We start from the raw sequence: 19,702 nt of genomic DNA on the forward strand, positions 1-19,702 counted from the left end.
GGAGATCCAGGTCATGACTCCCGACCGTCGCACGCTCTTACGCGCCGCCGTCACGGGCGCGGCCGCCGGACTTCTGCCCGCGACGATCGCCAAGGCCATGGCCATTCCCGCGCGTCACCGCACCGGCACGATCATGGACGTCGAGCACGTCGTCATCTTCATGCAGGAGAACCGCGCCTTCGATCACTACTTCGGGACGCTGAACGGCGTGAGAGGCCTGGGCGACCCGCGCCCTCAACGCCTGCCGGGCGGCGCCTCGGTGTGGCGCCAGCCCAGCCAGGAGCATCCCGACGGCTATGTCCTGCCGTTTCATGGCGACGCCTCGGCGACCAACGCCTACACGGTCGACGGCTCGGACCAAGGTCACCAGGCGGCGACCACCATCGTCAACGGCGGCCGCTACGACCAGTGGGGCCATTCGGGCGAGCTTCACAAGCGCATGGTCTACTACAAGGCCTCGGACTTGGCGTTCTACCACGCCCTGGCCAGCGCCTTCACGATCTGCGACGCGTACCACTGCTCCACACTGACCCAGACCTATCCCAACCGTCTGCATCTCTGGACGGGCTGCAACGGCGGCGGCAAGGTCGGCGGCGATCCGGAAATTAGCAACTACGGCGAGGACGAAACGCCCAGCGCCGACATGGCCGAAGACAAGGTCATGGCCAAGGGGCCCTACACCTGGACCACCTATGCCGAGCGCCTGCAGGCGGCCGGCGTCAGCTGGAAGGTCTACCAAGAGTACGATAATTTCGGCGACAACATCCTGTCGGTGTTCAAGCCGTTCCGCCCGTGCGCCAAGGATTCCGAGCTCTATGCGCGCGGCCGCTCATGGGTCAGCGAAGGCAAGACCGGCCCCGACCGCACGCGCTCGGACGGCCAGCAGTTGGTCGAGGCCTTCCGCGCCGATATCGCCGCCGACCGTTTGCCCCAGGTGTCATGGATCGTCACCGCCGCCGACCTGTCCGAACACCCGCAGGCGGAACCCTCCAAGGGGGAGCATGTTTGCGCCGAGCTGATCAAGGCCCTCGTCGATCACCCCGAGGTGTTCGCCAAGACGGTCTTCATCGTCAACTATGACGAGGCCGGCGGCTTCTACGATCACATGCAGCCGCCGATGCCGCCGCTGACGCCCGAACAAGGATGGAGCTCGGTCTCGGTCGCCGGCGAGGCCAAGGACTATGGCCAGGCCAAGGTCGACAACCCCGGCGCCCATCCGCTGGGCCTGGGCATCCGGGTGCCGGCGATCATCGTCTCGCCCTGGAGCCGCGGCGGCTTCGTGTGCTCGGAGGTGTTCGATCACACCTCGACCTTGCGCTTCCTGGAAAAGCGCTTCGGCGTGCGCGAGGAGAATATCAGCGACTGGCGCCGGACGGTTTGCGGCGACCTGACCTCGGCCTTCGACTTCGCCAATCCAAACCAGGACTGGTCGACCCTGTCGCTGCCGGCGACGGCCGACTACATGCAGCGCGTGGCGCGCTCCAAGGCCGCGCCGAGCCTGCGCATTCCGGCCAAACAGACCCTCTCGGTTCAAGAAGGTCCCCGGCGGGCCGCGCGCGCCCTGCCCTACGTGATCTCCGCCGACGCGCGGGTGCGCGACGGCGCGGTATGGATCGATCTCGTCAACGCCGGTCGGGCCGGCGCGGTATTCCAGGTCTTCGACAACACCGACCGCGACGGTCCGTGGCGCTTCACCCTGGCGGCGGGCCAGAAATACGCCGCTGGCCACTGGAACAAGCCCGGACGCCCGCCGGGTCCCTACGATCTCACGGTTCATGGCCCGCATGGCTTCTATCGTCGCTTCGCGGGAGACACGTCCAAGGCTCAGCCCCTGGTGACGGCCTCCGCCGACGCCCGCGCCCGGCTCGTCATCAGCCTGTCCGGCATGGGGTCCGCGACGCTTCATATGGCCGAGGACTATCCGCTGGCCGAAGGCGAGGCGCGCCAGACCATCGCGCTGCGGCCCAGCGGCGTCCGTTCGGTCCTCGACCTGCGGGGCAGCGACCACTGGTACGATCTGACCCTGACCCTGGCCGATGATCCTTCGTTTGTTCAACGTCTGGCCGGACACCTCGAGACCGGCCGCGCCAGCCGCACCGATCCCGGCATAGGCCGGATGCGCCTCTAAGCTCTCCCACGGATCTTCAATGACCGCTCGCCCGACGGCCGACGCCTTCGTCGCCGAACTGACCACCCTGTTCAACCGCCTGGGCGATTTGCGCTATGGCGAGGACGTCAGCCAGCTGGACCACGCCGTACAGACCGCCCACCACGCCAAGCTGGATGGCGCGCCGCCCGCCTTGATCGCCGCGGCCCTGCTGCACGATGTCGGGCACATGATGCAAAAGGCCGGCGAGGACGCCGCGGATCACGGCGTCGACACGCGCCACGAGCAGATCAGCGCCGGCTATCTGGCCCGCGCCTTTGGCCCCGAGGTCACCGAGCCCATCCGCTTGCACGTCGCGGCCAAGCGCTACCGGGTCGCGGTGGATCCGGCCTATCTGGAACACCTCAGCAAGGCCTCCCTGCAAAGCCTGGCTCTGCAGGGAGGACCGATGAATTCGGCGGAGATCGCCGCGTTTCTGGCCGAGCCGGCCGCCCAGGACGCCCTACGGCTGCGCGGCTATGACGAGGCTGGCAAGGCGCCGGAGGCCGAGGTCTCCAGCTTCGAGTCTTATCAGGACCTCCTGCGCGATCAGATCGCGCGAGCGGCCCAAGCCTGATCAGGGCGAAAGCGCCTCGTCCGCGACCAGGTGCTGCAAGACGCGCTTTTCCAGCACCAGAAGCGCGCTGGCGCTGTTGGCGCGCATGACGAGGCCTTCGCCCAGCGGCCCGGCGGCTTCGCGCACGGCGTGGATCAGACGCTGAAACTCAGGCCGCCCCCGACCGCCGGTTCCATGCAGGGCGCAGAGTTGGCGCCAATCCTGGATGAAGCTCTCCAGCAGCAGGTTCAGCCGCGCGGCGCGCATCCGGGCTTCAGGCGTGTCAACGGCCAGCGAAAGCTCGTCGCGCAGATCCTCGACCAGCCATTGCGCCTCGGCGGCCGGCATGATCGGCGTGCGCTGATCGTTCTCGGTCAGCAGCTCGGGATCAGCGCTCGGATCCCAAGCCAGAGTGGGCCACCGATCGCGGGGTGGCGATTGACCATAGGCGAAGCGCCAGAACGAAGCCGTGCCGGTGGTGTCGGCGACCAGATGGATACGATCCTGGTCCGCCCCGTTCTCGACGTGATGGCGACGCCAGTTGTCGAAGATCCAGGCCTCGCCGGCCGCCATGTGCACGGACTGCCCGTCACAGTGAAAACGCACGGCGGGCTGCGTGAAGACCGGAATGTGCAGTCGCACGCGGGTATGCCAGTGGTAGTTGATGTCCGCGTGCTCGGGAACGCCGACACCCGGCGCCAGCCTCATCAGCCGCGAGCGGCTCCAGACCACGCCGAACCCCGCCAGAACCTGGCGCAGATAGGGCATCCTCATCAGCCAGGGCGTCGGCAGCATCTGGCCGTGGACCGCGTCGGTTTCGGCCCCATCCACGGTGATCAGGCGCGCGGCGCTATTGCCGCGCAGCCGATCCGGATGCGCCACCCAGGCCTCGTCCGGCAAGGCGGCGACCTCGGCCTGAAGTCGTTCCACGTCGAACAGCACTGGAAGCTGATAGAAGGGTCGCGGCAGCCGCATCGTCAGGTCCTGTAGTCGGTCAGCGAATCGCCCAGCGCCTCGCGCAGCGGCGCCAGCCAGGGCGCGTAGCGACGCCATTGATCCAGCCCCTCGCGGCCGATCGGCTGGCGCACCTGCTCCGAACTGGGAGTGCGCACGCTGCGTTGGGTCGCGTAAAAGGTCAGACAGGCCGGCTCGAAGGGCAGCCGGCAATGGTCCAGCATCCGCCGCACGCCGCCCTCGAGATCCTCGACGAGGTCTTCATAGGACACCCGCAGCACCCGGCCGGGCAGCACCTTATCCCAGTGCCGCATCATGTCGAGATAGACCCGATAATAGCGGGCGATGTCCTCGACGCCGTAAGTGAATTCCTGATTGGTCGTGCCGAACAGCTGCTTCAGGTTGCTGAAGCAGCAGGCCATCGGCTCGCGGCGGACATCGATGATAGTCGCTCGCGGCAGGATCAGGTGGATCAGGCCGATGTGCCAGAAATTGTTGGGCATCTTGTCGATGAAGAACGGCCGCCCCAGCCGCCGGTAGGCGCGCGTCTCGGCCAGGAAGCGCTCGCCCAGCCCCCTCGCCTCCTCGGCGGTCAGACGCAGCAGGGCTTCGGGGTCCAAGGGCAGGCCGCAGTCGGGATCGCGCCCCCCGAGCTCGGCGGCGTAACGGCCGATCTCCGTCAGCTCCTGCGTCCCCTCGACCGCCGAATGCGAGGCCAAAATCTGCTCGATCAGGGTCGACCCCGAGCGCGGCAGACCCACGACGAAAATCGGCGCGGGATCGTCCGCGCCCCAACCCGCGCGGGCCGCGAAGACCTCGGCGGACAAGCTCTGCTTCGAACTCCGTGCGCAGGCCTGGGCGACCTCCGACCTATACCGGCTGTCCAAGCGCCTCAACGCGTTGCCGCGCTCATAGCTTCGCCATGACGCCGCGTAGTCGCCTCGATCTTCCAGAGCCTTGCCCAGCGCGAAGTTCAGATAGACGCGATCCATCCGTTGCAGGTCGGGGCGGGCCTCGGCCGCTCGCAAACGTCCCAATTCGTCATCGCTGAAACGATAGGTCTTCAGGTTGGCGAGGCTAAACCAAGCCACGCCGTTGTCTGGCCGCGCATGGAGCGAAGCGCGGTAATCGGCGACCGCCTCGGCTTGGCGGCCCGTGACCTTCAAGGCATTGCCCCGCCAGAGCCGCAGATCGGCGACCTCGGACCCGGACGGCGGCTGGCCGTCCAGCAATCGGCCGTAGAGGTCGATCACCGGTTCGTGGTCGCCCAGGGCGACGCAGGCGGCGGCGTATTGCTTGATATAGTCGCGGTTGTCCGGATCGTGCTCCAGCAGCCGCTCCGCCTCCTCCCGGGCGCGCGCGGGCTTTTGCCTCTGGAGCAGCGTCATCGCGTAGTCCAGTCGGGCGGCGTGGTAGTCCGGCGCTTGGGCCAGCGCCGTTTCGAGCAAGGCCTCGGCCTCGTCGAGCGCGCCGCTCTCCGCGCGGATCCGGGCCAGCAGACGGCGCGCGCCGACATTGCCGTCGTGATCGCGCAGATACTCGCGGAGGATCGCCTCGGCCGCCTCGATATCGCCGTCGGCGAAAAGGCTGTTGGCGACCACCACCTGGACCGGCAACTGCTTCAGCGCCGCCAGATGGCGCGCCGCCGCCTCTGCGCGAGGCGCGTCGCCCAGCATCCGATAGAGCTGCTCCAGCATGTCCCAGCTGGTCGGCAAGGTCGGATTGAGGCCGACCGCCGTGCTCAGCGCCTCGATCGCGCGGGGCGCGTCGCCAAGCAGAATGTAGCAATGCCCGCGCTCCTGATGGAGACGGCTGAACCGAGGCAGCAACGCTTCCAACCGCGCCAGGACGGCCAGCGCCTCGGGCGCGCGCTGACGTGTCCGCAGCGCCCGCGCCTCCTCCAGCAAGGCGTCGCGTTGCCGGCTCACCGCGCGACGCTCGCCTGGAGAAGCGGCGCGAGCCACGCCGGCGCCGGCTGGTCGGGATCGTAATATTCGAAGATCAGATGGATGCGATCGCTGTCGCCGTCGTTGCGCACCCAATGCGGCGCGAGGTTGTTGACCTCGACCGCCTGACCAACCGGAAAGTGGCGCTCGGCCCCGCCGAAGAACGACACCACGCCGGGATTGGTCGTGATCGGCACGTGGATCTTGTGGGGCCACTTCGCGGCGGGATTGGCGTCGATGTGCGGATGTATGAACCCGCCCGGGGCCATGCGCGCCAGCATCACCCGAGGAAACACGCCCCGCGCGTAGCCATAATCACGAACCGCGTCCGCCAGCACGGGCTCCAGCAAGTTCCGCCACGGCGCCCAGGCCGGACGATCATGGGAGCCCCGCCAGTCGAGGGGACCATCCACGAAACGAAAGACGATGTGCCGCGTGCCGTCCAACACCTCGAACTTGTTGGGTTTGCTGGCGTTTTCGGCGGCCCAGACCGCCTCTGGGATCGCCATGACATTGGCCCGAAGGGCGCCGATGTCGACCGCCCCCAGGTCTCTCACCGTCTCCGTCTTGCGAGGATTGGCGGACGGCCCGCTCATCGCGCGCCCTCGAACGTGTAGCCGAAGAGATCGAGGTCCTGCTTGTAGCGCGCGGCGACCGCCTCGATCAGGAGGGGGTCATAGTACTGGCGGTAGTCGCCATGCTGGCTGCCGTTCACGCGGTCGAGCCGGCGGGATGGAATGCCGATCCGCGCGCAGATCGCGTCGTAGGAGCCCTGCATGTCCTCCACCCGACCGATCCCGTCGGTCAGGAGGCCGCCATCCTCGTCCACCAGCAGCGACGACTGCGGCTGGAACAGGATGTGTTGTTCCGGCGGTTCCTCGAAGAGGAAATAGCGCATGACATCGCGCGGCCGTCGCTGGAAGTCGTCGCCCCCGCGCAACATGAACGCGCAGTACGAGACGAAGCGGTCGAACGGATTCCGCACGAAGGCGAACTTGAAATAGTCGGCGAAGGCCTGTTCGCCGAGATAAGGACGCACCTGCCGCAGGGCCAAATGGCCATGCCTGATCGCGGCCAGGTCCGCCCAGGGAAAGCGCTTGTCGACGAACAGCCCTACCTGCTCGACGTCGTCCTCGCTCAGATGCTCGCGCAGGGCCTGACGCACCGAATGGGTGCCGGTCTTGGGCACCGCGGCGAAGATGAAGCGGTGGCTATGTGAAACGATCATGGCCTGGTCAAAAGAGCGGAGCGTCCGTCTCCTCCAGGAAGCCGGACGCCCACCCTAGCGCCTATGCGTGTCAGAACTTGTAGCTGAGACCCATCATGTAAGTCGTGCCGCTCTGGTTCTGGTTATAGAGGTAGCGGTTCTGACCCCAGAACTGGGTATCCTTCTGGTTGGTCAGGTTGATGGCGTTCAGCGAGAACTGAAGCGTCTCGGTGAAGTTGTAGAAGGCCGAGGCGTCCACATAGGTCGAGCCCTCGAAGCCGCGCGTGTCGGCGCTCATGGGGTTGGCGCTACGACCCGTGTACCAACGCGCGCGGTGGCTCAGCGAACCGCGCAGGCCCCAACGATCGGTCTCGTAGTAGAGCGTCGCGTTGTAGCTCGTCTTCGAGATGCCGGTGATCTCGTCGGGCACATCGACATAGGTGTAGTTCGCCGTCATGCCCAGGTTGTTGAACGGCGCGGGCAGGAACGTGAACTGGCTCTGCGCGACCAGCTCGACCCCGGTGATCTTCTTGGTGCCGGCCACGTTGGTCGGCATCGAGAATTCCTTGACGATCGTGTTCGCGGTCGCCCCGGGGATCGTGCTGTAGGGCACGCCGGTCTGGCTGAACGGGATATTCGTCAGCGTCGTCGAGCCGATGAAGTTGGTGACGCGCTTCTGGAACACGCCCGCCGACAGCAGCCCCACCTTGCCGAAGTAGTATTCGACCGACAGGTCCAGGGTCTTGTCCTTGAACGGCTTCAGGTTGGGATTGCCGCGCGAGGCGGTGATGTCGCAGTTCTGGTGGGCCGCGTCGGCATTCAGGTTGCAGGTCTCATTACCCTGGAAGGCGCTGCCGCGAGCGGCCATCGATCCCAGGCTCGGACGGTTCAGGTTCTCGGTGGCGGCGAAGCGCACCAGCAGTTCCGGCGTCAGTTCCAACACGGTGTTCAGCGCTGGCAGGACGCCTGAATAGCTGCCCTTGACGTCGGTCGTACCGAGGTAGGCGTAGCTGTCGCCCTGGATCCAACCCGAGCTGCGCGTGTCGGTCTGGTAGCCGCGCAGGCCGATATTCCCGCGGAAGCGCTTGCCCAGCAGCTGGGTGTCCCAATCGGCCTGGATGTACTCCGAAACGGTCGCCTCTTGGGTGTTGTAGACGTTCTCGATGTCCTGGATAACGCCGCCCGTTCCGTCGGTGTTCTTCTCGAGGCGGTGGTACTCTTTGTACTTGGCGAAGGCCTTGGCGTAGTCGCCGATCAGCCACGAGCCGGCGCTGTTGCTAAACACCGTCGTGATGTCGGCGACCGACGTGCCGCGCGTCTTGCCGGTCGTGCCGTTGGCGCCGCCGTCATAGAACAGGTCGATGCCGTCCTGCTTGAACTTGTGATAGGCGGCCCCCGCCCGCAGGGTCCACACCGGGTTCAGCGTGTAGTGGGCGTTGACCACGCCTTCCATCAGCTCCGACTCGTTGCGGAAGGAGCGATAGTAGAAGTTGTCCATCGCGTAGTTGGCCGGGTTGGTCGGATCCCAGTTCGGATACTGGAACGTCGCCGAGCGCCCATCGACGCCGTAGTCGGCGATCAGATTGCCCTTGGCCCGCATGTAGAGCTTGTCGTCATACGGCGTCCTGTAGGTCGACTTCTCGTAACCGACGTGGCCATCGATCACCAGGCGATCCGTGGCGTCCCACTTGCCGGTCAGGGCCACCTGGTTGAAGCGGTTCTTGTTCAGCTCGCGGCGGTGCTCGCTGCCGAAGGTCACGTTGCTGGCGTTGGTCATCGTGACGTAGCCATTGGGGTCGACGCGGAAGTCGTTCAGCACCGTGCCGTTTTGGAATTGAGCGGGCCAGGGCGAGCCCTTGGCGCCGTCCAGCGTGGTCGAGCCCAGGCCGTTCAGCGGACGGGTCGCCAAGTGCAGTTCGTCGCGGTGCGTGGTGAATTCGCCGTGCAGCACGTCGAGCGTCAGCAGCAGATTGTCGACGGGCTTCCACTGCACGGCGCCCGTCAGGCCCAGGCGCTCCTGCTTCGCGTTCCAGGACGACAGACGGTTGCCGTCGGCGAAATAGAGGTCGCCCGCCATGAACCGGGCCTGCTGCGCGGCGGTCAGGTGGGAGATGTCGACGCCCTTGTTGAGAAGACCCTGAACGTCGCTCTTGGACAGGTGGCTGTAGTTGTACGTGTTGTGCCCCTGCTCGGTGGTCTCGCGCTTGCCGTAGGCGACCGAGAACGCGACGCCGAACTTGTTGTCCCAGTTCTGGCTGAACAGAGCGGCGATCCGCGGCTGGGCGTCCTTGGTGTATTGGTTGGTGCCCAACTTCAGCGAGACGGCGCCCTTGGAGCCGGTCTTGTAGTCAAACGGCTTGCCGGTGAAGAGACCCACCGTGCCGGCCATGCCGCCTTCGTTCTGCGCGGCCTCGAAGGTCTTTTCGACCTCGACCTTCGAGAACAGTTCGGAGGCGAAGATGTTGAAGTCGAAGGCCCGGTCGCGCGAGCGCTGGCCGCGGCTGTCCTGAGCCGAGTCGACATTACCCAGAACTTCCATGCCGTTCAGTTGCACGCGGGCGAAATCCGGACCCAGACCGCGCAGCGAGATCCGCCGCCCCTCGCCCGCTTCTCGGGTGATCTGCACGCCCGGCAGGCGCTGCAGCGACTCGGCCAGGTTCAATTCCGGAAACTTCGCCATGTCCTCGGCGACGATCGCGTCCTTCAGGATGATGGAGTCGCGCTTGATGGCCCGGGCGTCGCTGAGCGACTTGCGAAAGCCGGTGACGACGACTTCATCGACCTGATCGCCCGCCGCCGGGCTCGGGGCCTGACGCGCGAAAGCGGTCGACCCGCTGGCGCCCACCACCAGCGCCGAGACGGTCGCCAGCAAAAGATTCTTGCGGTTCGAGCGCGCGGCTCGAGCGGAATAGCGCTTCGACATGATGGTTCCCCTGCCCCAACTGGTATGGACCAAAACGCTTAAAGCAGCCGGCGGCGACACCCATGTGACATTTCAATGTGCGCGGCCGGTAATTTTTGAAGGAGATCCCAGCGGAGAGGCCGTCCCGTTTGGACTAGACCAAATTACCGGTAGGATGTTGTCTTGAAAGCACACAGCGCCGCGGGAGCGCCTTGACGCTCCCGTCTCCCGCCCAGTCAAGCTTTCGCTTGAGCGTCTTAAGAGGGCTTGGCGCGGCGCGGTTTGAGGGCCTTGGCGATCGCGCGGAACACCTCGGCGATGTGCTCGGTCAGCCAGCTCACCGGGTTCTCGCCCGGACGCTTGCGGCTGACCAGGAACGTGACGACGCAAGCCGCCATGAAGCCCGCGGCCGGCAAGGCGATCGTGAACAGCGCCGGAAGACGCGCGCCCGAGGACAGGCCTTGACCCAGGACCATCTGGGTTTCGAAACTGAACAGCAAAAGCCCGCCGGTGGACATCGCCGACCCCGCCCCCGCGCGCTTGGCGCTGAGGCCGAACGGCACGGCGAGAAGCGGCAGGAAGGGCAGCAGCAGCGCGCGCGCCGATCGAGAATAGAGTTCGGCCAGCAGGGTCTGGCGGGGCAAAGCCGGCTCCGCCCGCCCAAAACCTTGTTGCGCCAGCTCCACGAGGGTGAGTTCGCTCACCTCGCCGCCGCGCTCCTTGAGCGGCTTGGACGGCGGCGCCAGCGGCAGGTCGACGACCGTGCGGGTGAAGTTCAGCACATAGACCTCGGCGCGCTTGGTCGTGCTGACCTGGCGACCGTCGATCAGCTCAAGCCGAACGCTCATGTTGTCGGCGTTCTTGCGCAGCTCTCCGGCGGCGGCCGAGAGCAGGTCCTCGCGGCCCTCGGGACCGATCTTGCGTATGAAGACGTGCTGAAGGTGGCTGCCGCTGGGATCGGCTCGGTCGGCGGTCAGAAAGACCTCGGGGCCGGCGGACAGCAGAGCCCTTGGTCGCACGTCGCCATTCCATCCCGCGTTCTGAACCGCGTGGAGCACGGCGTGATAGGCATAACGGCTATAGGGCTGAATAAACCCGAACAGCAGCACGCTGAGGAACATCAGCAGCACGCCCAGGCCGACGAAAGGCGCGGCGAACCGCCCCAACGATACGCCGCTGGCCAGGATCGCGTCGATTTCGGAGCTGCGGTTCAGTCCGTTGACGACGACAAAGAGGCCGATGAAGAAGCCGCCAGGCAGGGTCAGGCCCACATAATGCGGAACGAGGTTGACCAGGAGCTCGGATAGAAACCGCAAGCCTTCCGACGTCTGGGACAGCAGGTCGAACGACCGCATCAGGCGCTCCATCAGGAACGCCACCATCGTGCTGATGAGAACGGCCGCCATCGGCGTCAGGGCGCGCCTGAGCAGGTAACGGTCGAGCGTGGTCGGGATCATGAATGGCTATCGCGCGAGCGCGCTCTCCGGAGTCGGGCGTCTAGAGCATTTTCTCTAGAGAACGGGCAAGCCCGCCGGTTGAGGCTCGACCGCTCCGCCTTGCCTTCGAACCAGAGGACGAGCTTCCGGGGCGAACGGCTCGGAAACCTTCGACGAACGCCCCAGGGCCTCGGCATAGACCTCGACGACCTCGTCCAGGATCTCCGTCCAGCGGTAGGCGGCGCTGCGCTCCAGGGCCTCCAGCGCCAAGCGCCGACGCTCCTCGCCATCCAGAAGGAGCTGGGACAGCGCCTCGGCGTAGGCCTCGGGCTGGTCGGCGCACAGAAGGGCGTTTCGGCCATGGCGCAGCAGGGCCCGGGTGTTGGGCGCGTCGGCGCACACCATCGCCAACCCGGACGCCATCGCCTCCAGGTTCACGTTGCCGAAGGTCTCGGTCGTACTCGGATTGAGGAAGATATCCCCGCTGGCGAGCGCCTTCGCCAGGGTCTCGCCGGATAGGAAGCCCGCGAAGACCGCCTTAGGCAGCCTTTCCTCGAACCAGGCGCGGGCCGGACCATCGCCGATCACCAGAACCTGAGGCGCCCGCCCGGCGTCTTCCAATCGCTGGATCGTCTCGGCGAAGGCCCCAAGGCCCTTTTCCATGACGAGCCGCCCCAGGAAGACGATCACCGGGCGGTTGGGGTCGAAGCCCTGGGCCAGCCGCCAGGCGTCATCGCGGCGCGCCGGGTTGAAGAGTTCCGGGTCTACGCCCCGCGCCCAGATTCGGACCTGGGCCGGCAGGTTCTGGGCCTTCAGCTCCTCGGCGATCGCGGTCGTCGGCGCCAGGACGTAGTCGCAGCCGCCGTAGAACTTCCAGAGATTGCGACGCACCAGCGGCCGCAGCCGGCCCAGGCCGTAGTAGTCCAGATAGGTGTCGAACAGCGTGTGGAGGCTGGCGACCACCGGAATCTTAAGGTCCCGTCCCAGGCGCTGCGCCGCTCCGCCCAGGAAGTCCGGCGCGGATAGATGGATCAGGTCGGGCGCGAACGCTTCGACGTCGCGCCGCACCGAGCGCGGCAAACCCAGCGCTAGGCGATAATCGGCCCGGAAGGGGATCTTCACGGACGGGACCGAGACGAGATCGCCCTCGGGCGCGAAGGCGGGACGCGGCGACGTCGGAGAATAGACCCGCACCTCGGCGCCCAGCGTCCTCAGAAGGTGGCCGACCAGCCGGTTCAGCGATTTGTTGGCGCCGTCGATCGTGTAGTTGTAGTTCCCCGAGAACAGGGCGATCCGCAGCGGGCGCTCGCGATCCGTATACATCAGCGCCTTCATGTCCATGATCGTCCTTCCACGTGCGCGTCCAGTCCTCGCTGACAACGACGACGCGCCTGCCCCGCCGCCGCACGTATTTCGAAACCACCGCGATTTACAGCAGGTCAGGCCATATTTTTTATGAAGGCGCTCGGCCGCATCACCGTCACGGTACTGATTTAGTGGAAACGACGGCGTTTTTTGGGGAAAGCATACCGGACAATGCAATGCGGGTAGTCGATGTCGCCGAGTTCTATTCGCCCACTGGCGGCGGCGTGCGGACCTATATCGACCGTAAGATCGAAGCCGCCGCGGGGCTGGGCCACGAACTGTTCGTGATCGCGCCCGGGCCGGAAGACCGATTCGAGGCGCGGCCCGGCGGTGGCGTGATCCAAATCCGCGCCCCTCGCCTGCCGTTCGACGCGAACTATCACATGTTTTGGGACGCGGCGCCGGTGCATGACCGGCTTGCGTCCCTGGCGCCCGATCTTGTCGAGGCCTCATCGCCCTGGCGTGGAGCCTGGATCGTCGCCAACTGGCCCGCGCCCACGCCCCGCGCGATGTTCATGCACGCCGATCCGGTCGCGTCCTATCCCCAGCGCTGGCTGGCGCCGGTGGCCAGTCCCGAGCAGATCGACTGGCTGTTCGGATGGTTCTGGCGCTACATGCGCAAGACGACCGACCGCTTCGACTCGATCGTGACCGGCGGCCCCTGGCTGGCCGATCGTCTCGAGGAGCAGGGCGTCCGTGGCGTGACCAGCATTCCCCTGGGCATCAATCGCGACGCCTTCTCACCGCGAAAGCGGGACGAGGGCCTGCGTTCGGCGCTTTTGAAGGCTTGCGGCCTCCCCGACGACGCCAAGCTGGTCTTGGGCGTCGGGCGCTTCCACCCGGAAAAGCGCTGGCCCATGGTGATCGAGGCGGTAAGCCGCGCCGGCGCGGATATTCCAATCGGCTTCGTACTGATAGGGGACGGCATCGACCGCTCCCGGGTCCGTCACGCCGCCGCTGGAAAGCCTTACGTGCATTTGCTCGCGCCCATTCTCGACAGAGGCCTGCTGGCCGCCCATCTGGCGAGCGCCGACGCCTTGGTTCACGGCTGCGAGTCCGAGACCTTCGGCCTGATCCCCGCCGAAGCCATGGCCAGCGGGTTGCCCGTCGTGGGCCCCGACCGTGGCGGTTTCGCCCACCTGGCCCTGCCCCAAACCTCCGAAATCTATCATTGGGGCGACGCCGAAGCCGCCGCCGCCGCGATCCGGCGCCTGTTCTCGCGGGACCAGAGATCTTTGAAGGCCGCCGCGAACGAGGCCGCCAGCCATGTTAGGCGCGACATCGACCATTTCGCCGACCTCTTCGCGCACTATAAGGCCGTCGCGGACCAAGCCCCGCGCGGAACGGCGACAAGGCGATGAACATCCCGCCGAAGGACGCGCCCTTGTCCCCCGACATCGCGGCGGAGGCCGATTCGCCGGAAGAGACGACAAATCGCAACGCGCGCGTGTGGAACGTACTGGGCGCCGTTGTGTCGGTGGGGCTGGTGGCAGCCATTCTGCTGCAGTTGGGCGGGGCGACCACGAACGCGCTCAGGATGATTCTCCGGCTACCGCTGGCGGTCTGGCCGGTGCTGCTGCTGCTGTACCTGGTCCAGCCCCTGGGCGACCTGGTGATCTATCGCAGACTCTGGAACCTCCCGGTCGCCGGCTTCGAGGCGCTGCTGCGCAAGACGGCGATCAACGAGGTGGTCGTGGGCTATAGCGGCGAGGCCTACCTTTATGTCTGGGCCCGCCGGATGGCTGGCTCGGTCGCCACGCCATTCCGCGCCATCAAGGACGTGAACATCCTGTCGGCGCTGCTCGGCAACCTCTTCACCGTGGGCCTCGCGGCGATCAGCGCGACGCAGCTCAAGACCCTCGATCTGGCCCAGCGTCTCGGGCCCGCGCTCTGGTCTGGCCTGGTTCCCGTCGCCGCTTCGGTCGGCCTGCTGGCGTTCGGAAGCCGAGTCTTCTCGCTGCGCCCCAAGCAGTTGGCCTTTACCGCCGCCATCCATACGGTGCGACTGATCGCCGCGCTTTCTCTCACCGTCCTGGTCTGGCGGATGTCGTTGCCGCAGGTCGCGCCTGGCGTCTGGCTTGTGCTGCTGGCCGTGCGCTATCTGGTCTCACGCATCCCTTTCTTGTCGAACAAGGACCTGGTGTTCGGGAACCTGATGCTGCTGGTGCTCGGCGCGCATTCTTCCGTGGCCGAATTGCTGGCCGCCCTGGCCCTCGTGACCCTATTCATGCACCTGACCGTCATCGTGGGCCTTGGAATATTCGACCTTGTCCGAGGCCTGCGGACTCCCGCCGACCGCGACGCCGCGCGGCCGGGCTCTACCGGAACTAGCGCCCCGTGACACCGATGCGCGGCGCGCGCCTTCACGGCGTTCAGGACGACCTTCTCGCGTGGTGGACGCCTCTCCCCGGGGACGCCAAACTCGGGAGGAAACATACGAACCGAATCCGGCGTCGCCGGACACGGTGGGAACGACGAGGTATGGATGGCCGATGATCTTTCGCCGGCGGACGCTCGGGTCGATGGCGGCGTGTTCGCGCCGATAGCGCCGACCGCTCCGGTGCGTGAAGGCGAGCCCTATGCGCGCGACGAACTGCTGCACGAGATCTTCGAGGCCGCCTACCGCCGCACGCCCACGCGCACCGCGCTGCGGATCCTGGACCCCGAACCCGATCGCGCGCGCCGCACCGAGATCAGCTATGACGAGTTGCACAGCCGCGCGCTGCAGTTCGCCCATCATCTGACGGCGCTGGGCGTGACCCGAGGCGATCGCGTGGTCATCTGCCTGCCGCGCGGCCTGGACCAGTACATGGCCATCCTGGGCATCCTCTGGGTCGGCGGCTGCTACGTGCCCGTTGACTGGTCGTATCCGCAGGACCGGATCGACTACATCATCGAGGATAGCGGGGCGCGACTGGTGGTGACCGAGCGCGAACGCGCCGGCGCCATGCCGATCGCCACGCTGGTGGTCGATGAGGAACTGGGCGAACTCGCCGCTCAGGTCCCCTCCTTGATCACCCGCGAACACACCGGCGCGCAGCCCGACGACCTCGCGTATATCATCTATACCTCCGGCACGACCGGGCGCCCCAAGGGCGTGATGATCACCCACGCCAACGCCTGCCATCTGGTGCGTTCGGAATGCGCCATCCTGGCGATGGAGCCGGAGGACCGGGTGTTCGGCGGCTTCAGCCTGGCCTTCGACATGTCGGTCGAGACCATGTGGAGCGCCTTCTTTGTCGGGGCGACCCTGCTGGTGGCCTCTGAAACCCTGGCCAAGGCGGGGCCGGACATGGCCGGACCGCTGGCCGAGGCGGGCGTCACGGTCTGGCACGTGGTGCCGTCGCTGCTGTCGCTGGTCGAGCACGAGATGCCCGGCCTGCGCTTGCTCAATCTGGGCGGCGAGGCCTGTCCGCCGGACCTGGTCGCCCGATGGGCCAAGCCGGGCCTGCGCCTGCTCAATACCTATGGCCCCACCGAAACCACCGTCACGGCCACCTGGACCGAACTGCAACCGGGTCAACGCGTGACGATCGGCCGGCCGCTGCCGGGCTATTCCGCGTGGATCGTCGATGAATCCCTTTGGCCGGTCCCGGCTGGCGCCGAGGGCGAGCTGGTCATCGGCGGTCCCGGCGTTGGGAGGGGTTATGTCGGCCGCCCCGACCTGACCGAGGCCAAGTTCGTCACCACGCCGTTCAACACGCCCGATGGCGCCCCCGCCCGGATCTATCGCTCTGGCGACCTGGTCCGGCTGGACGCGGTCGGCGACATCGAGTTCCTGGGTCGTATCGACACCCAGGTGAAGATCCGCGGCTTCCGCGTCGAACTGGGCGAGATCGAGTCGGTCATCGCCGAGGATCCGGCCGTGGCCCAGGCCGTGGCACACCTCTTCCAGGACGAGGACGGCAGCGAGGTGCTGGCCGCCTTCGTGGTCGGACGCGGCGGCGCGGGGATCGATTTGGAACCCATCCGCGCTCGCGTTCGCGAACGCCTGCCCAACTACATGCGCCCGGCGGTCTATCAACAGCTGGACGCCCTGCCCACCCTGCCCGCCTCGGGCAAGGTGGACCGCAAGGCGCTGGTCCGACCGCAAGGCGAGGTTCAGACCGAGGGCGAGATCGAGCCGCCCGCCACGCCTATGGAAGAAACCCTGCACGCGGTGTGGGCCGAGGCCTTCGCCCCGCGCAAGGTCTCGGTGCTGGAGGATTTCTTCGAGGACCTGGGCGGTCACTCGCTGAAGGCCGCGCGCCTGGTCTCGGCCATCCGCAAGCTGCCGGGCCTGGAGGGCGTTTCGATCCAGGACCTGTACGCCGCGCCCACCATCAGAGGCTTGGCCGCTCGCTTGGGCGACCGTCCCGTCGGCAAGCGTCACGAGGCCCAGGACTTCCATCGCATCGCCGATTGGAAGCGCTGGACCTGCTACGTCGCCCAGACCCTGGCCCTGATCCCGATCTATGCGGTGGCCGGGCTGCAGTGGTTCTTCCCCTATCTGACCTACACGCACCTGTCGGGCGACATGTCGAAGGTCAGCGCCCTGTTGCTGAGCGGTCTCAGCTTCATCTTCATCCCGCCCCTCGCCGTGGCGGCCTCCATCGCCGTCAAGTGGCTGGTCATCGGCCGCTACCGGGCGGGCAGCTATCCCCTATGGGGCGCGTACTATTTCCGCTGGTGGTTCGTGCGGCGGTTCTCGGAGGTCATCGCCACGCCGTACATGGCCGGGACGCCGATGATCCGCGTCTATTACCGCCTTCTCGGCGCCAAGATCGGCAAGGGCGCGTTCATCGGCCAAGGCAACATCGACGCGGCGGACCTGGTCACCTTGGGCGAGGGCTCGATCCTTAGCGACGACGCTCTGCTGGCGACCAGCGCGGTCGAGCGCGGCCTGCTGCACCTGGGTCCGGTGACCATCGCGCCTCGGGCCTTCGTCGGCTCGATGGCCGTGGTCGGTCGCGGCGCTTCTCTGGGCGAAGGCGCGGTGCTGGAAGACCTTTCGGCGCTCGGCGCCGGTCAGCACGCGCCGGCCGGCGAGGTCTGGGACGGCTCACCCGCCCAACCCACCGGTCGCAAGGCGGAGCTGCGCGCGGCGCCGCCCGAGACGCCTCTGCGCGGGATCCTGACCAGTCTGGCCTTGCTGGTCGGCGCCGCGTTGCTGCCGCTGATGGCCATCCTGCCGATCGCGCCGGGGCTCGTCTTGATGATCGAGATGGAATGGCAGACCGATGGCTATGGCTATCTGCTCATCACGCCGCTGTTGGCCATCACCTATGTGGTGATGATGTGCTTGCTGACGGTGTTCGCCAAGCACGTGCTGATGGGCAAGGTGAAGCCCGGACGCTACAGCCTGAATTCGTTCTTCTATGTACGCTTCTGGTTCGTGCAGCAGATCAACGACCTCGCGTTGCGACTGCTGCACCCGATCTACGCCACGCTGTACGTCCTGCCCTGGTACCGGGCGCTTGGCGTGAAGGTTGGCCGGCGGGCCGAAATCTCGACCGCCGCCAAGATCGTGCCGGACCTCGTCGAGATCGGTCCCGAGAGCTTCATCGCCGACGCCGTGCAGTTCGGCGCCGCGCGCGTCGAGCCCGGCGCCATCCGGCTGGAGCACACTCGGATTGGCCGACGCAGCTTCATCGGCAATTCCGCCCTGCTGCCCACCGGCGCGACGATCGGCGACGAGGTGCTGATCGGGGTGCTGTCGAAGCCGCCCGAACACGGCGAGGCCAGCCAGCCCGGCGGCACCTGGTTCGGCTCGCCACCGCTGTCCCTGCCCAGCCGGCAAGTGGTGGGACTGTTCGACGAGGGCGCGCGTTTCAACCCCTCCAAGCGTCTGGTCGCCACGCGGCTCTCGATCGAGTTCGTTCGCGTGATCCTGTCGCTGACGGTGTTCCTGGCGTTGTTCGCCATGCTGCTCTCGACCGTCAGCACGATCGATGATCTGCCTTATGGCGGCTGGCTGATGGCGCTAAGCTTCCCATTCCTCTACATGGGCTTCGCCTTGGGCGCGGGTCTGTTCGTGGCGGTGCTGAAATGGCTGGTCATGGGCCGATACAAGTCGACCATACAGCCGCTTTGGAGCACCTTCGTGTGGCGGACGGAACTGGTCACCGCCACCTACGAAAACCTCGCCGGCCCCAATCTGCTCGAGCCTCTGCGCGGCACGCCCTGGCTAGCCGTCTACCTAAGACTGCTGGGCTGTAAGATCGGCAAGCGCTGCTATCTCGATACGACCGACATCACCGAGCACGACCTGGTCGAAATCGGCGACGACGTGGCGATCAATGATCTCGGCGGCCTGCAGACCCACCTCTTTGAGGACCGGGTCATGAAGGTCAGCGGCGTCACGATCCGTGACCGGGCCACGATCGGATCCTACGCCATCGTGCTCTACGACGCCGAACTGGCCGAAGACGCGGTGCTAGGCGACCTGTCGGTGGTGATGAAAGGCGAGACCCTGCCCGCCGGCACGTCGTGGGAAGGCTCGCCCGCGCGTATCGCCGCGCGGTGAGCTGGATCGTCGGCCCGCTCGACCTCTCGCCGGCTGCGGAGCTTCCCCTGGCGTGGCTGACGTCGCTGGGAAGTCCCGAAGCCGAGGCCGTGATGGGGCGGACCACTCTGACCTCGGCCGACTATGCCGACTTCGCCGGACGGGCCGACGGCGCGTCGCGGCTGGCGCGGCGGCGGCTCGTGAAGGGTTTGGTCGCCGCCTTGGCCGGACGTCACCCGGACGAGGTCGAGATCGGCCGCTCGCCGCTCGGCGCGCCGGTGATCGTCGGGCCCGAGGGCTGGCACGTCAGTCTGGGCGGCCGCTGGCCCTTCCTCGCCATCGCCGTGGCGCGCCAGCCCGTCGGCGTCGATGTCGAGCGCCTCGATCAGGATCCGCCCCCCGATGACGCCTTCACGCCCGAGGAGCGACGGCGGATCGCTGGCCGGCCACCCCTGGCTCTTGAACTTTGGACGGCCAAGGAGGCGCACGCCAAGCGCACCGGCCGGGCCAGTCTCTACGAGGCCGGCCAGATCGCCACCACCCCGGAAGGCGACGCGCTGATCACGCGCTGCGCGGAGCACGCCGCCCGCTGCCTGACGGTGCGCGCGGCGAACGCGGTGGCGGCTCTGGCGATGTCCGACGACAGATAGCACGACCGCCCAGAGCGTGAGGCTGAAAGTGGGAACCGGCTTCAGCTTATCTCACG

The 19,702-nt window shown here is 66.8% G+C and carries 13 protein-coding genes; 6 read left to right on the forward strand and 7 right to left on the reverse strand.

Annotated features, from left to right (window positions below; translation table 11 throughout):
- Positions 1 to 13 precede the first annotated feature (13 nt).
- On the forward strand, positions 14 to 2,128 hold the full coding sequence (locus FCU40_RS00095) for a phospholipase C, phosphocholine-specific (protein ID WP_168072026.1): 2,115 nt from the start codon (positions 14 to 16) through the stop codon (positions 2,126 to 2,128).
- A gap of 19 nt (positions 2,129 to 2,147) precedes the next feature.
- Positions 2,148 to 2,723 (forward strand): HD domain-containing protein, encoded by a 576-nt coding sequence (locus tag FCU40_RS00100; RefSeq protein WP_168072028.1) that lies wholly within the window; start codon positions 2,148 to 2,150, stop codon positions 2,721 to 2,723.
- On the opposite strand, the gene FCU40_RS00105 is transcribed toward FCU40_RS00100, so the two are convergent.
- The 7 genes from FCU40_RS00105 to FCU40_RS00135 form a co-directional block, all read right to left on the reverse strand.
- On the reverse strand, positions 2,724 to 3,677 hold the full coding sequence (locus FCU40_RS00105) for an aspartyl/asparaginyl beta-hydroxylase domain-containing protein (protein ID WP_168072029.1): 954 nt from the start codon (positions 3,675 to 3,677) through the stop codon (positions 2,724 to 2,726).
- A 2-nt stretch (positions 3,678 to 3,679) separates the two neighbouring features.
- On the reverse strand, positions 3,680 to 5,584 hold the full coding sequence (locus FCU40_RS00110; RefSeq protein WP_168072031.1) for a tetratricopeptide repeat-containing sulfotransferase family protein: 1,905 nt from the start codon (positions 5,582 to 5,584) through the stop codon (positions 3,680 to 3,682).
- Positions 5,581 to 6,198 (reverse strand): aspartyl/asparaginyl beta-hydroxylase domain-containing protein, encoded by a 618-nt coding sequence (locus tag FCU40_RS00115; protein ID WP_168072033.1) that lies wholly within the window; start codon positions 6,196 to 6,198, stop codon positions 5,581 to 5,583. The genes FCU40_RS00110 and FCU40_RS00115 overlap by 4 nt, the downstream gene beginning before the upstream one ends.
- The gene (locus FCU40_RS00120) at positions 6,195 to 6,830 is read right to left on the reverse strand and encodes a sulfotransferase family 2 domain-containing protein (protein ID WP_168072035.1); all 636 of its coding nucleotides are present in this window, start codon (positions 6,828 to 6,830) and stop codon (positions 6,195 to 6,197) included. Before FCU40_RS00120 ends, FCU40_RS00115 begins: the two co-directional genes overlap by 4 nt.
- A gap of 70 nt (positions 6,831 to 6,900) precedes the next feature.
- Positions 6,901 to 9,732, reverse strand: a complete 2,832-nt coding sequence (locus FCU40_RS00125) for a TonB-dependent receptor (protein WP_168072037.1) — start codon at positions 9,730 to 9,732, stop codon at positions 6,901 to 6,903.
- A 236-nt stretch (positions 9,733 to 9,968) separates the two neighbouring features.
- A complete protein-coding gene (locus tag FCU40_RS00130; protein WP_168072039.1) occupies positions 9,969 to 11,168 on the reverse strand; it encodes an LptF/LptG family permease in 1,200 nt (399 codons plus the stop codon).
- Positions 11,169 to 11,222: 54 nt separating this feature from the next.
- Positions 11,223 to 12,488: a glycosyltransferase family 1 protein gene (locus FCU40_RS00135; protein ID WP_168072041.1), complete on the reverse strand. Its 1,266-nt coding sequence runs from the start codon at positions 12,486 to 12,488 to the stop codon at positions 11,223 to 11,225.
- A 200-nt stretch (positions 12,489 to 12,688) separates the two neighbouring features.
- Between FCU40_RS00135 and FCU40_RS00140 the strand changes: the two genes are divergently transcribed.
- The 4 genes from FCU40_RS00140 to FCU40_RS00155 all read left to right on the forward strand — a co-directional run bounded on the left by FCU40_RS00140 (position 12,689) and on the right by FCU40_RS00155 (position 19,646).
- Positions 12,689 to 13,873 (forward strand): glycosyltransferase, encoded by a 1,185-nt coding sequence (locus tag FCU40_RS00140; protein WP_168072043.1) that lies wholly within the window; start codon positions 12,689 to 12,691, stop codon positions 13,871 to 13,873.
- Positions 13,870 to 14,853 (forward strand): hypothetical protein, encoded by a 984-nt coding sequence (locus tag FCU40_RS00145; RefSeq protein WP_168072045.1) that lies wholly within the window; start codon positions 13,870 to 13,872, stop codon positions 14,851 to 14,853. The genes FCU40_RS00140 and FCU40_RS00145 overlap by 4 nt, the downstream gene beginning before the upstream one ends.
- 144 nt (positions 14,854 to 14,997) lie before the next feature.
- Complete coding sequence (locus tag FCU40_RS00150; RefSeq protein ID WP_168072047.1) at positions 14,998 to 19,017, forward strand: Pls/PosA family non-ribosomal peptide synthetase; 4,020 nt, start codon at positions 14,998 to 15,000, stop codon at positions 19,015 to 19,017.
- Positions 19,014 to 19,646, forward strand: a complete 633-nt coding sequence (locus tag FCU40_RS00155; protein ID WP_168072049.1) for a 4'-phosphopantetheinyl transferase superfamily protein — start codon at positions 19,014 to 19,016, stop codon at positions 19,644 to 19,646. The genes FCU40_RS00150 and FCU40_RS00155 overlap by 4 nt, the downstream gene beginning before the upstream one ends.
- The last annotated feature ends 56 nt before the right edge of the window (positions 19,647 to 19,702 follow it).

Source organism: Caulobacter sp. SSI4214 (assembly GCF_012184455.1).
Lineage (GTDB): Bacteria > Pseudomonadota > Alphaproteobacteria > Caulobacterales > Caulobacteraceae > Caulobacter > Caulobacter vibrioides_E.